The sequence below is a fragment of the Riemerella columbina DSM 16469 genome (genome assembly GCF_000374405.1).
Lineage (GTDB): Bacteria > Bacteroidota > Bacteroidia > Flavobacteriales > Weeksellaceae > Riemerella > Riemerella columbina.
Map to the genome: position 1 here is coordinate 41,217 of NZ_KB894251.1, position 13,334 is coordinate 54,550.

The window sequence follows — 13,334 nt, forward strand, 5'->3', positions numbered from 1 at the left end:
CTTGACGGTTTCTTAATGGTGGTGCCTCCAGGAATCGAACATACTCCGTATCGTATTGAAAATCAATTTTTATTATTTATTATTGGGTCTATTTTGGGTCAAAGTTGAATCTATTAGTTATTCTATGAATTTTTTTAAGTGCTAAAAAAAATTCATTATCCTCACTACATTTAAACTCATCATTACTCATTATATTATCATTATCATTATCGAAGAGTGCATCAAAACTAATTCTTGGGTAGGCTTGTTTAATACTCAAAAAATCATCTTCATTAAACTTCCTTTTACCAGTAATTTTATTGGAAAAAGTAGCCTTACTCATTCCAATTTTATCCGCAAATTCTTGTTGTTCAATACGGTTAATTTTACAAAATTGCAAAATTTTATCTCTGATAATCATACAAGTATGTGATTTTACGCAAAAAACATTAATATTCATTATGTTGATTAGTAAACATTATGTATATTTGCAATGTTAATAAATTAATTTAAACGCTCTGCAATGGCAAAAATAGTTAAAAAAATAAAACAAAAAAGTATTGATTTGAATATTAAAGAAAAATTCAAATTAATAGACGAGTATCTTCCTCAAAACTACACTCCTGAAGTTCTTAAAATTGTGCCTACAGCGAAAGTAGATACAATTCGCTCTGTAAGAAATAGGAAAAGAGGAAATATAGAGATCATAAAAGCTCTATACGAAGTTGCACTAAAAACGAAACAAACTTTAAACTAAAATAATATGAACTCAACAAAACTTTATCCAGGAATGTGTGACGGCAAACTGGAATTTTTCTTTAATCAAAAGGAAAATAAAATGATGGCCATACACAATGGTCAAATTAAAAACTTTGAAGATTTAAAAGAATCTGAAACTGATTTTCTCCTAGAAATTATCGAAAGTGAAGAAGAATTAAAAAATCTCCTCAATAGGCTATACCCTACAAATTTTAAACAACAAAAAGAAAGGTTGGCTAAATGCCGTTTTGGTGGATTGAACTTTGAAGCAGACTTCTGTAATACCACAAAACAAATTAGTTGCGATATGATTGATTGTCCTATTAGAAATTCTTGTGAAGGAAACGGAATTATATGTAAACCTTTGAATTACGATGGCAATAGACTTTCTAATAAAGAAATTGACGCTATAAGGCTATTGGCTACAATTGATAAAAACACAACAATTGCTGAGAAACTTGAAATGCCAATAGGAACTTTTAATGTATTTAGAACCAACCTATATGGGAAACTAAAAATACAAACTAAACAAGAAGCTACCAGAGTAGGTGTTTACTTAGGCATTGTCTAGGTCGGTGGCTTATTTACTATCCCGTAGCCTCTTAGGAGGCTACATTTAAAAATAAAGTTTATGAAAAACATTCCTTACATAATCGACCATAGAGCTGAATTTAAAAGACTAAAACAGGCTAATATTACGACTGCACTGAATAAATTATCTAATCTTTTCAAATATAATGAAGATCAAATAATATCAACCAGCGGACTTATAGAGCTAGGTAAACTTTATAAGGTTTCGTCTTCAGATTTAAAGGAGACTATCCGCAATACAAATACTGAGGAAGATTTATTTCGATTAGCGAAAATCATAGCAAATATGAATAAGTTCAAAATGATTATTGATAAACATGATGTTAGTTGGATTTTAAACAAGAGACTAGACATTATTTATAGAGAAAAATATGGATAAGAAATGGATAAAGCGAAAATACAACGCCTGCTATAGACTCAAGCAAAAAGGAGTTAAGATAAAAACACCTTCTAAAACTATTTATGGAGATAGTTGTATCGCAAAGTACAAAGCTGCACAAATATTACTAAAGGATTTTCATTTTGTAATTCAAACAGAACTATTCATATGAAACCAGAAATTAAAGTATTTGTTGATGCTTATGCTAAAACTAGAATCAAACGAAATATTAAGGTATTTAACTTTAATCCAATCAAAAATGAAAAAACTAATCCTAAAGTTAGCTCTAAAACTAACAAATAAAACAATTCTAAAAAAACACTGGTAATGCCATATATTAGCAAAGAATTTATCGACCGCTTACTGTTCAATACGGATATACTCCATGTGTTCCAGCACCTTGGTATTAAACTAGAAAAAAAGGGAGCGCACTATTGGTGCTTATCCCCTTTCAAAGATGAAAAAACACCAAGTTGCCAAATAAAAGTTTCCACACAGAAGTTTATAGATTATTCTTCGGGCATTTCTGGAAATGCTGTTAGCCTTCTGATGGAAGTCAAAAAAATGACTTACCCTGAAGCCATTGAGGAACTTGCAAGAATGCAAGGGGTTCAACTAGAGTATGAAAGTCAAGCAGATACAGAACAGCACAAAGCAAAACGAGCTAAAGAAAAAAATCTAAGGAAATATTTAATTTCTCTTAACAAAAAATTTATAGAGAATTTAAAGAAACTTTCTAAAGATCATCCAGCGTGGAAAGAAATAGCCAAAAGGGGCTATACAGATGAAGAAGTACAAGAATGGCAAATAGGCTATGCTCCTGGTAACAATTTTATTTATGACTTATTTTCCGCTGCTGGTAATGTCGCAGCAGGAAAACAACTAGGACTAATAAACGATAAGAACAATGATAAAATATGGGATAGACTGACCTATCCTATTTTCGATAAACAAGATCATATTATCGGGTTTGCTCATAGGGATTTATCTGGAGATGGCAAACACGCCAAATGGATGAATCCTCCAGAAACGGATCTATACAAAAAAGATAAAACTCTGTATGGACTAAATGTAGCGAAAACCGCCATTGTTAAGGAAAAGAGAGTATGGCTAATGGAAGGCTATAATGATGTTATTGCCTGGCATAAATATGATATTACAAATACTATTGGGATATGTGGCACCGCATTAACTAAAAATCATATTAGAGAACTTAAAAAGTTAACTAATAAAATTACGCTTTGCTTAGACCCTGATTCCGCAGGTAGAAAGGCTACCCTAAAATATATTCCAGACCTCATAGCTGAAGGCTTTTCGGTAGAAGTCTGCCAACTCCCAAAGGGGGAAGACCCAGACGATTATAGCAGAAAACATTTAGAAAAAATAAACGATGTGGGGTTACTGCACTCCCTGCAACCCTACCTTATTCCAGGGTTTAAAGTGCTATGCCTTGAAAAACTTGAGGGCGACGAACTCGACCGTGCGAACGGAATTAAGGAACTGGCAGAAATGATTTCTAAAATTCCAGACAATACTTTAAAAAACATCTATACGGACCAGCTAATTAAAGAGTCTAAACAAAAACCAGCATTCATCAGAAACTTGATGAAAGAAAAAGAAGCGGAAATTATTAATACAAGTAATGACCTTTATGAATTATATGATTTTCCAAAAGGGCTTACAACACCTCCTGAACAACTGGTTCCTATTATAGAAAAATATCAATTATTTATATCAAACAATCAAATTTATATACAAAACACTTTCGATCTTCCCCCTGCAAAATTTAAAAGTATCAGTAATTTTTCTATTGAGATTCTGCAACATATGAATGATGAAAAGTTTGCTGCCAAACTTTTAAGAATTACTAATATACACGGCGATGAACGGATTTTTGATGTTCGTGCAGACGCTCTTACCACTCCTTTAGATTTTAAAAAACAATGTGCCAATCAAGGGAATTTTCAATGGAATGGCAATCAAAAAGAATTGGATAAATTAACCGCCTACTTATATGACAACATGGGCGTTGGTAGGCGTGTAGATGTATTAGGTTGGAATGCCGAGGGCTTTTACGCCTGGAATAATTCCATCACAATCCCTGGCCAACCTAGTGTGCCAATAGACAAAAATGGAATTTTTCATTACGATGGCCACTCTTATTATGTGCCATCGGCAAATGAAATATATAGAGCTAACCCATATAAGTTTGCACAGCAGAAAAGAATACAGCTGAAATCATGGTCAATTCCAATGGTAGACTATTTAGCCCAATTGAAAAAAGTCCACAGAGACTATGGAATTATAGGAATGCTTTTCGCTTTTGCGTCAGCCCATCAGGATATTATTGTAGATGCAGCCAAAGGCTTTCCGCTGATGTTTCTCTATGGACCGCCGTCCACAGGAAAAGATGAACTCTATGGCTGTATAAAGAAGATGTTTGGCATCGCCAAAACAGACTTCATCAACTTAGAAAACAAACAATCCACAGGAAAAGCGAAACTGCGTTCCTTTGGTGAATTCTCCAATATGGTTGTACACCTTTCCGAGTTCGTAAACGGTGATAAAGAAATTGATGGTATGCTAAAAGGAATTTGGGATAGAGGATCCTACAAAAGAGCTACATTAGATTCCATGGTAAGCACAGACTCCTCCCCTATTCTATGTTCCGCTATCGTTACGGGGAACCAATCTCCAACCGACGATGCAGTTCTTACGAGACTTTTGTATGGGGAGATGACAAAAAACCAGTTTACCAAAGAAGAAAAGCAGAATTTTGAACTATTAGAACAAATGACCACAGACAATATAACCGCATATATGGAAAAATGTATCTGGCACCGTCCTTTGTTTGAGAATAAATTTGCTGAGAAGTTTAATATGTACAAAAAAATCATTTCAGCTCGACCAGCATTCAAAGGAATGATTGATCGTATCATAACGAATTACTCTATTTTGGGGGCTACACACGAGTTATTAAAAGACACAAACGATTTTGTATTTCCATTTTCTACACAGGAAATGCTAGAGGTCTTTGATAATTGGGCTATGAACTTAAAACAAAAACTGGATAACGCCAATGTCCTTTCCAAATTTTGGGATGTTTTTGTGGCATGTTTGTACGGTACAGAACTCAATAGGTTGCAGCGTGGCGTACACTTCGATGTAAAAGGAAACGAATTGTATATAAGATTTACAGAAGTCTATAATAGAATACAAACAGAATGGTTCCCGCGTTTCTCAGAATCGTGTCCAGCAAAAGGCACACTTAGGGAAAAGATGAAGGAATCTAATTGTTTTGTAGATGATATTAAATCATATCGATTTGGAAATAACATAAACACATCAGCTTATATGATAGATTTAGACAAGGTTGAAAACAAAGACTCAATACTTTTTGCCTTAAATATACAGCAAGAAGAACTTGAGAGAAAGGAAACAGGCATGGGCAGTATCTTTTCTCCCCCTGCAACCCCCAATTCTGATGAATCTATAGAAGATAGTTCCAGCGGAGTAAAATTTTGATTTTTTTTACTCTTTTTAAAGGAGGTGTTGCCGAAACAGAAAAAATATTTTCCAACATTTCCAACAAGAGTTAAAATATTATAAAAGAGTAATTTAATTATAAAAAGTATGTTGGAAAGTTGTTGGAAACTGTTGGAAACTGTTGGAAATGATTTTAAACTTCCAACAGTTTCCAACAAAATACAAAGGATAATACAGTTTAATTAATTGAAAATCAACAATGTGGATTTGTTGGAAAAATTTCGCTCAAAAACTACCCACCAAATTTTAAAATAAAAAAAATGTTTCCTAAGCACGATATAGTAAAAGATAGCAATGTGGCCAAAAAAAATATTTTAGGATACGCTCCGAAAATGATTGGGTTAGTACCATTATCAATTTGTGAGTTCTTCTCAGAAATGTATGTAATACAGTTACAGAGCCGTGAAACTAAAGAATATATATATGGAATATATCTCAATAATAAACTGGTTGGGCATTGCTATTTTGGTACAAAATATACTTATACTCATCAATTAAAAATAATCAATGAGTATATGCCTCCAGAATATGACCAAGCAAAAGAATATAGTTTGAAACATTCAAACATATGGTACTCCTATTTTGCACCAGAGCAATATGCCTGGATTTATCAAAAAGTAATAACTAAAATAAATTAAAATTATGTCAATAAAAATTTACGAATACATTTATGATTGCCGCGAAGCCTATGTGAAATTCAAAGTCGATACTAAAAAAATAACACCAGATAAAGCACAAGCCTTATTAGATTTTTTCATTTGGAGTTATGATTTGGATGCTCCACCTTTAGACGAAATTATGAAAAAATATGCTATAAAAGCTATTGAGATAGCCACATTTGAATCATACAATGAGTATGGTGTTAAATGTTGGTTTGAAGAGACTGAAGGCTTTATACCTCTAGATGGAAGTCACGGTATTGAATTAATTAGTGTTACCCCATATGAATTCGACGAAAACAGTTTAAATATTAACATTAAAAATTTTTGATAAAATGAAAATTAATCAACGACTAAAACATGTAGAAGGTGTATTTAACACCTTAGAAGATCAGCTTATCGCTGTTAAATTAGATAAATATAAGCAAGTGGTTATATGTGTAAAATCAAATATGAATATTCCTTTAATGACTGTAAAATTACATTCCGAAGACACCTTTGGAGAAGCCCAAATCGTGTTAGATGATGCATACAATTTAGCAAAAGAAATATGCAGACGATTCAACGAATTTCCAAAAATATTAAAAAAATAAACTCTATGAAGCTTCATAAACTAAAACTAAAGCAGCCCTATTTTGATGATGTTTTTTATGGAAGAAAAAATTTTGAAGTTAGAAAAAATGATAGAAATTTTAAGGAAAATTAGTTTTCAAAATGAAAACTAATCATTAAATTTGTACAATAATTTTTTTATAATGAAATATCCAATCCAGCACCTGTGTGAAATTAAACTTATAAATCAAGATCTACTTTATCCTGGCATTGTTAAAAATGAAATATTAAGTATAGCTTCTGAAGTAGAGGCTATTTATTTTACACCAGGTTCTGGACAATTTGCTTACAAAAGAAAGCAAAACAATAGTGGAGTTTATTATGAATCAGAATTTAGATTTTCGTTTCCTGGAAAACCTGTAATTTCTGAAATAAATAATATTGTTGCAGCTGTTTTAAAAACAAACCAAAATGAATCTATTGTATTTTGTAACAACGATATTTTTCAAAATACACCTCTAAATTTTGAACTATCTGGAGACCTTAAAAAAACAGCAATAAAATACTCTATATTAACCCTACAACCTTTATGATACAACTTTATCCAATTGAAGTACCAGGTTATCTTATACCTTTTCTAATAAAAGAAATGGGTGGTTGTGAAGTGATTTCTAAAGATGAAGAATTCACAAGGTTAATTGTAAAACCAAATTCTGTATTAGGAATGTTTTTAAGGCGAAGAATACTACCAGATTATAAGATAAAGCACTACTGCCTTACAATATATTCAAAGAAAATAAGTAATAAAAAAGCATTTTCCACCGAAATAATGGAGTTTCAAACTTCAGCAGAATACAGAGTGGACCTATCTTTTGATGAGTTAGAGAGTTTTTATAAATTTTTAGATTCTAATTTTAAATCTTGCTTTTACTTTTTTGTAAAAGGCTATTGTACAGGGTCAAATTCCAACGCCAAAATAAAAGAAGCAATATGGAAATTCATAGAACATTACGAACTCTCGGAGTACGGTTACGATGAAAAGATTCTAAGACACTATTATTATTCTTTCAAGTCCAAAGGTGGGCTACATAAGATTTTTAACAATGAGAGGATTGGTGATTTATTCTATGGAAATTAGCTTGGCATGACAGACTAACAGTCTATGATACTTTTGTTTTTATAAAATTATCATATGTCTAACTTTAGATTAAACGCTAAAAAGCCGCATAAAAACGCTGGATTACCAACACCAAAGTCCGAAATGTATCTTCTTTATGTAGAAGATATTATTTCTATGCCACAATCTAATGCAAAAGGGATTGTAACCGAAGGTAATATTATGATTGCTGATGGGCGTAGGTTTCACATACTCTATCTAACGCCCTCCACACAAACACATAATAGAGATACAGAAGGAGATGTAGATAGTAGAGGCTGGAAGAAAAAAATAGTAGGTCACTACCCAGGCGACGAGATTGAGATTAATGAATTTTTAAAAAACAATACCAATCAAGGGTTTGTAATTATAGTAAAATCATGTGGCTCTAGCTATAAGAAAATATACGGCTCAAAGTGTAATCCTTTATTCTTTACTGGAGCCTTTGTAGATGATAGCGATAAAAAAGGCTATGATTTGACCTTTGAACAAGAGTTTGCGGATGCAGACCCAGTTCTATTCTATGATGGAAATATATTAGTTGATGAAGATGCTTTAGATCCTAACGACCCAGAATTTTCGACACTATTTGTAAAAATAGATGGCTCAAATATTTCAGGGGCAAATAAAGAGAAGTTAAAACAAGCATTAGATATTGGAGAATTACCTTCTAATATTGCTTTAGTTGATGAAGGTGATGATGAAGGTAACACCTATACCAAATTACAAGTAGACGATAAATTTCTAAAAAAAACCACTACGGCAATTGCAACCCCCACCTCGGAATTCAAATATATTTATCTAACCAATGAACAAAATGAGACCCGCAGGATGCCTGTTGGTAACATTGGAAGTAATATCGCTAATGCTACACTTACAACTACAGAAGATGCTGGGATAATACAAGCACACAATTATGATTGGCAGCTTGGGAATAATGTTTTTACAATGTATCGTGGAGAGAAACTTGGGCTTACTTATGAAGATTTAAGTATGAGCGTAGGAGGTGGTTTTTCTGTGTTGCAAGGCACTGGCGATAATAATGAAGGCTATGGTCGTACAGGTTTGGAAGTAACTAGTTTAAGCACAAAACTTACATTTTCACAAAATCAAGACGAAGATGACGAGATAAATTCAGCGGTAGAAGTTTCAAAATACGGTGTAAGTATAGACGGCTTTGTTGATGCAGATAACGACGATACTTTTGATAGACAAGTTGTAACAAAGCCTAACGGTATATTAGCGACTAAAAGCATCACACCAGATATCTTAGACACCGTGGCTGCTCGGGATAACTATACCTCGGTACCATTGAAATTTTACAAAGGAGACGGAACAAATACTAAGGATATTCTCTTAGGCGTGTACCCTGATAATACTAATTTATTTTTTGGCAGTATGCCCACCACTTCTGGTAGTTTTAATATTGGGATGGGCTATGGTGCTTTGCAAAAGAATTTTACTGGAGTCCAAAACACTGCAATAGGTGCATATGCATTAAGTAAAAACATGTCTGGGAATTATAACCTGGCCATTGGAACTTCTTCACTTCAAAATTTAGAAAATGATGATACCACTGATGATGAGTATAAAAACAACAATGTAGCTATAGGTGTACATAGTGGATATAGTTTATTAAAATCTGGTAGAAATACTCTATTAGGAAAAGACACTGCAAAAAATGTTAAAACACTATTTTGTTCTACATTTATAGGCTATGGCTCTGGATATGCATTAAATTATACTGGGAGTGAAGATAGGACAACCGTTGGATTTATAAAGTCTAAATCACCTGTATTAGGGAACTCTTGGTATATGGGCAAAAATGTAGGAGGTTTGCAGTACTTTGGAATTGATCCCAATACTTCGGAAACAGACTATTCTACAAGTATGGGAATGAATACCTTGGTAGGGTCTAATATAGCAGATAGTACAACTGCCCCAAGAAGAATGTATGCCTCTACAGTAATAGGAGTAAACCCCTTATGGAACTGTACTACAAACTTCTTTAATAATTTACTGATAGGTGCGGGGAATTATTTTAAATATACAGGACAAGAAATTAATAACTCTATTATAATAGGTAATTTCAATTATTTGCTAAATGCAGATAATATACTATGTATTCATAACTCTGTAAATACACAAGAAGATATCACAGATGGACTTATTTATGGTTCATTCAAAGAAAGGTGGCTTAAAATCAACGGACAGTTGAAATTAGACTTAAATAGAACCTATGATGCTGAAGGTGATGGTATGTTTCAAAAAATGCTCACGGTAAAGCCAGATGGAACTGTGGGGGTGAAAGATATAGAAGACTTTAGCAGTCTGAGCAGAAGTATATCACTTTTGTGGATGGAAATAAATAATTTAAAAAACAGAGTACAACAATTAGAAAATAACAACCCATAAAAATAAATAAAAATGAGCAAAATAGCAATTAAAAGCAACAAAGATTTAATGTTTCCGCCAATGCATCGCGGTGTGGTAACGATGGAAATTGACTTAATTCAAAATAAACCTAAAGAAGAACTTTACGAACTTAGGATTATTGACACCTGTACAATAAATGTCGAAGAAACGAAAGAGGTTAAGAATCCTATTAGTGGCGAAGTAGAGTCCACGGAAATCGTAAATGTAAAAAAAGTATTAGGCACTCCAGTAACAAGGTTAAAGTCCTATACTTATGAGGATTTAGGGCAACTGTCTGCTGTATTAAACCTCAATCACGAAGATTTTGAAACTCAAACGGATTACATTAATGAATTGTTTAGACAAGGTTTATTAATTACCACTCAGCAGGAATGTGAAGCAGGGAAAGGGATGTATTTTTCTGAAACTAAAGATTGGGAAATTGTAAGGGATTAAAAAATAACAATATGAAAGTCCGCTATTTACATAAGATAAAGGGAGTAAAATGGTTTGAGGCTCTGCCTAAATCCAAAGAATACCCACGCCACTATTGCACCCTAATAGATTTAGAAGTGCAGCTATCGGATGGATATATCCTAAAAATTCCACGAGGTTTTATTTGGGATGGTGCAAGTGTGCCGAGTTGGTTGCACTGGCTATCCCCCCCAATAGACGAGGGAGCGTTGGGCGACCTAATCCACGATAAACTCTGGACAGACAAGCAAGCCCAATTTGAATATTTTGGATATAACATCTACAAGGCTAGAAAATTCGCAGACGACGAAAGACTAAAATGGCGAAAAGCCTTAGCACCAAAACGAAAAATTTTTAACTGGATAAGCCATAGAGTTATTAGGCTAATTGGCGGCTTTTTTTATTCCAGACAACTTAAAATTCCAAAATGATATGTTAGCAGAAATTTTAAAAAATAATTATGATGGTTTATATGCCCAACTAATACAAATATCAATGATTTGGATGGCTGTATTGTTGGCTATTTTAGTGGATTTATACTTTGGTGTAAAAAAAGCAAAAGAAATGGGTGAGGCAACGCATTCGGAAGGCTACAGACGAACGATAAGTAAGTTTGTCTACTATTATGCAATGATGTTTTTTGCTCTTACTTTCGATTTCCTTGATGTAGTAACCCCTTTAATAGTACCATTTCCCTTATCTCTAACTCCTATGTTCTCTCTACTTTGTGCGATTGCATTAATATTTACAGAGGCAAAATCTGTTAGGGAAAAGGCAGAGGATAAAGTAAGAAGGCAAGCAGACCGAAGTTTTACAGAATTACTCGAGGTACTACAAAAACGAGAAGATGTAGTGTCAAAAATTTTTGAATATCTAAAAGATGAAAAAGCAAAACAAGATGAAAAGAATAATATTCCTGTTGATTAGTTTTTTAGTGTTGTCTTGTTCTGTGAGAAAGCATAAGACAGTTGATACAGTAGATATAAAACAAGAGACTGAGTTAAAAAGCGATGAAACGATAGAAAAAAAATCAATTTCATTACTTAATAATTTAACCGAGGTTCAAGACAAAAAATTAAACTTTAGCATTGAACCAATCTGCGGTCAACCTGCTGAGTTTGATTTCTGGAAAGATGGAGAGCGATACCAAGGAAAAACAAATAGTAAACTGACTTTTAACAGCGAAAGTTCCAAAAAAAAAGAGGAGAACAATGCTAGCATTAACGAAGACGAAAAGAAGCATACAGAAGACCAGTTTGGATATAAGTACATCTACAAAGACAAAATTGTTGAAATAGATGTTGAACGCAAAATTCCATTTGTCAATTGGCTATGTATAATAGCATTGACAATTGGTATTTGGGAGTTATTAAAATGGGTAATTAAATCAAAATTGAAATTTTTATGGATAAAATAACGCTACAACGGATAGAACTACTTCATCCAAAATTAAGAGAAGAAGCAAAAGCGATTTACAAAGAAATCTGCGAGGCTCTAACTGGAAAGGCGATTTGTAGATTTACACATACATTAAGAACCTTTGCAGAGCAAGATGCTCTATATGCTATTGGCCGAACAAAAAAAGGCAGCCGAGTAACTAATGCACGAGGTGGACAGTCGTACCATAATTATGGCTTAGCGGTCGATATTGTACTTTTAATAGATAAAGACAATAACGGTACACACGAAACAGCCGTATGGGATACCAAAGGCGACTACGACAACGATAGAGTAGCCGACTGGCAAGAAATCGTAGCTATATTTAAAAGATATGGCTGGACATGGGGTGGCGATTGGCGATTTAAAGATTACCCACACTTCCAGAAAACATTTGGAAAGTCTATTGTAGAGTTACAAAATCTACATAGGATTCAGAAAAAAGAATATGTTAATTTTTAAAGAATAAGCCCTCGATTTGAGGGCTTTTTTATTTCATTGCAACACTTCATTTAAAATTAGATTAGCACAACAACTCTTAAGAGTTGTTTTTTTTTGCAATATGAATATACTATCAGAAATCCTAAGAGACACTTGGCTGATGGAAGCCTCCTATCCTAACTACTATAAGCCCATAGTAGAAAATATTTTAGCAGGAAAAATTCCAGAACAAGAAAAACCGTTTGCATATTCCATTTTATCTAAGAAACAAACTTTATCTACTGGAGAAGTAATCGCAAAAGACAAAGTCGCGGTAATCAGCATGGTTGGACCTATGACCAAATATAACGCTGCTTGTAGTTATGGCGCTGAATATTTTGTAAAAGAAATCCAAAAGGCTGAAAATAACGAAGAAATAAAAGGTATAATCCTTTTTATGGATGGTCCTGGCGGAAATGCTAATGCCATTACCCTTTTCCAATCCATAAAAAATAAAATTACCAAACCTGTAATTTCTGTTGTGGATACGGCTTGTTCTCTACATTATTGGATAGCGGCTATGCTATCAGACCACATTATGTTGAACAATGATTTTATGGCAGAAGTCGGCAGTATCGGAGCAATGATAGTATTTGAGAAGCCAGAGAACGAAATTAAAATCATTAGACCTAAAGAAAGTAAGGATAAAAATCAGGCAATAGTAGATGCTTTGGAAGGTGATTTTTCTGCACTTGAGGACAAATTATCAATACTAGCCCAAAGATTTCAAAGAGAAGTTTTAGAATCAAGACCGCAAATCAAAAAAGAAGCCACATTTGGAAAGACCTACTTACCAAAAGAAGCTATAGAAGTGGGTCTAGCAGATAGTATAGGAACTGTTCAAGATGCTTATGAACTAATATTAGCAAAATCAGAATTAATCCGAATTAACCAAAATTAATAAATA

General features: G+C 33.3%; 20 protein-coding genes. 19 read left to right on the forward strand and 1 reads right to left on the reverse strand.

Translation table 11 applies throughout. The annotated features are described in order from the left end of the window. Positions 1–88 precede the first annotated feature (88 nt). A complete protein-coding gene (locus C237_RS0108595) occupies positions 89–400 on the reverse strand; it encodes a helix-turn-helix domain-containing protein (RefSeq protein ID WP_018676091.1) in 312 nt (103 codons plus the stop codon). Between the two features lie 102 nt (positions 401–502). On the opposite strand from C237_RS0108595, the gene C237_RS0108600 reads away from it, so the two are divergent. The 19 genes from C237_RS0108600 to C237_RS0108690 all read left to right on the forward strand — a co-directional run bounded on the left by C237_RS0108600 (position 503) and on the right by C237_RS0108690 (position 13,328). Next, positions 503–736 (forward strand): hypothetical protein, encoded by a 234-nt coding sequence (locus tag C237_RS0108600; protein WP_018676092.1) that lies wholly within the window; start codon positions 503–505, stop codon positions 734–736. Between the two features lie 6 nt (positions 737–742). Further along, complete coding sequence (locus C237_RS0108605) at positions 743–1,309, forward strand: LuxR C-terminal-related transcriptional regulator (RefSeq protein WP_018676093.1); 567 nt, start codon at positions 743–745, stop codon at positions 1,307–1,309. A 60-nt stretch (positions 1,310–1,369) separates the two neighbouring features. Beyond that, positions 1,370–1,708: a hypothetical protein gene (locus C237_RS0108610; protein ID WP_018676094.1), complete on the forward strand. Its 339-nt coding sequence runs from the start codon at positions 1,370–1,372 to the stop codon at positions 1,706–1,708. Further along, positions 1,701–1,880, forward strand: coding sequence for a hypothetical protein (locus C237_RS14735; protein WP_018676095.1), 180 nt, complete (start codon positions 1,701–1,703; stop codon positions 1,878–1,880). Before C237_RS0108610 ends, C237_RS14735 begins: the two co-directional genes overlap by 8 nt. Beyond that, positions 1,877–2,011, forward strand: coding sequence for a hypothetical protein (locus tag C237_RS15100; protein WP_018676096.1), 135 nt, complete (start codon positions 1,877–1,879; stop codon positions 2,009–2,011). The genes C237_RS14735 and C237_RS15100 overlap by 4 nt, the downstream gene beginning before the upstream one ends. A 24-nt stretch (positions 2,012–2,035) precedes the next feature. After that, positions 2,036–5,233 carry a DNA primase gene (gene dnaG, locus C237_RS0108625; RefSeq protein WP_018676097.1) on the forward strand — a complete coding sequence of 1,066 codons (3,198 nt, stop codon included), beginning with the start codon at positions 2,036–2,038 and terminating at the stop codon, positions 5,231–5,233. A 281-nt stretch (positions 5,234–5,514) separates the two neighbouring features. Continuing rightward, the gene (locus C237_RS0108630) at positions 5,515–5,892 is read left to right on the forward strand and encodes a hypothetical protein (RefSeq protein WP_018676098.1); all 378 of its coding nucleotides are present in this window, start codon (positions 5,515–5,517) and stop codon (positions 5,890–5,892) included. 4 nt (positions 5,893–5,896) lie between these two features. After that, positions 5,897–6,244, forward strand: a complete 348-nt coding sequence (locus C237_RS0108635; protein WP_018676099.1) for a DUF2528 family protein — start codon at positions 5,897–5,899, stop codon at positions 6,242–6,244. Between the two features lie 4 nt (positions 6,245–6,248). After that, a complete protein-coding gene (locus C237_RS0108640) occupies positions 6,249–6,506 on the forward strand; it encodes a hypothetical protein (RefSeq protein ID WP_018676100.1) in 258 nt (85 codons plus the stop codon). Positions 6,507–6,511: 5 nt separating this feature from the next. After that, a complete protein-coding gene (locus C237_RS14585) occupies positions 6,512–6,619 on the forward strand; it encodes a DUF3850 domain-containing protein (protein WP_156809739.1) in 108 nt (35 codons plus the stop codon). Between the two features lie 49 nt (positions 6,620–6,668). Further along, positions 6,669–7,058: a hypothetical protein gene (locus C237_RS0108650; RefSeq protein WP_018676101.1), complete on the forward strand. Its 390-nt coding sequence runs from the start codon at positions 6,669–6,671 to the stop codon at positions 7,056–7,058. Further along, entirely contained in the window at positions 7,055–7,603 is a 549-nt protein-coding gene (locus tag C237_RS0108655; protein ID WP_018676102.1) for a hypothetical protein, read from the forward strand. Before C237_RS0108650 ends, C237_RS0108655 begins: the two co-directional genes overlap by 4 nt. 54 nt (positions 7,604–7,657) lie before the next feature. Further along, positions 7,658–10,036, forward strand: a complete 2,379-nt coding sequence (locus tag C237_RS13980; RefSeq protein WP_018676103.1) for a hypothetical protein — start codon at positions 7,658–7,660, stop codon at positions 10,034–10,036. 12 nt (positions 10,037–10,048) lie between these two features. Further along, positions 10,049–10,492, forward strand: coding sequence for a hypothetical protein (locus C237_RS0108665; RefSeq protein WP_018676104.1), 444 nt, complete (start codon positions 10,049–10,051; stop codon positions 10,490–10,492). 11 nt (positions 10,493–10,503) lie between these two features. Beyond that, a complete protein-coding gene (locus C237_RS0108670) occupies positions 10,504–10,941 on the forward strand; it encodes a DUF1353 domain-containing protein (RefSeq protein ID WP_026315595.1) in 438 nt (145 codons plus the stop codon). Position 10,942: 1 nt separating this feature from the next. After that, a complete protein-coding gene (locus C237_RS0108675; RefSeq protein ID WP_018676106.1) occupies positions 10,943–11,437 on the forward strand; it encodes a phage holin family protein in 495 nt (164 codons plus the stop codon). Beyond that, positions 11,409–11,927 carry a hypothetical protein gene (locus tag C237_RS0108680; RefSeq protein WP_018676107.1) on the forward strand — a complete coding sequence of 173 codons (519 nt, stop codon included), beginning with the start codon at positions 11,409–11,411 and terminating at the stop codon, positions 11,925–11,927. The genes C237_RS0108675 and C237_RS0108680 overlap by 29 nt, the downstream gene beginning before the upstream one ends. Next, the gene (locus tag C237_RS13215) at positions 11,915–12,409 is read left to right on the forward strand and encodes a M15 family metallopeptidase (protein ID WP_018676108.1); all 495 of its coding nucleotides are present in this window, start codon (positions 11,915–11,917) and stop codon (positions 12,407–12,409) included. Before C237_RS0108680 ends, C237_RS13215 begins: the two co-directional genes overlap by 13 nt. A 100-nt stretch (positions 12,410–12,509) precedes the next feature. Then, positions 12,510–13,328, forward strand: a complete 819-nt coding sequence (locus C237_RS0108690) for a S49 family peptidase (RefSeq protein WP_018676109.1) — start codon at positions 12,510–12,512, stop codon at positions 13,326–13,328. The last annotated feature ends 6 nt before the right edge of the window (positions 13,329–13,334 follow it).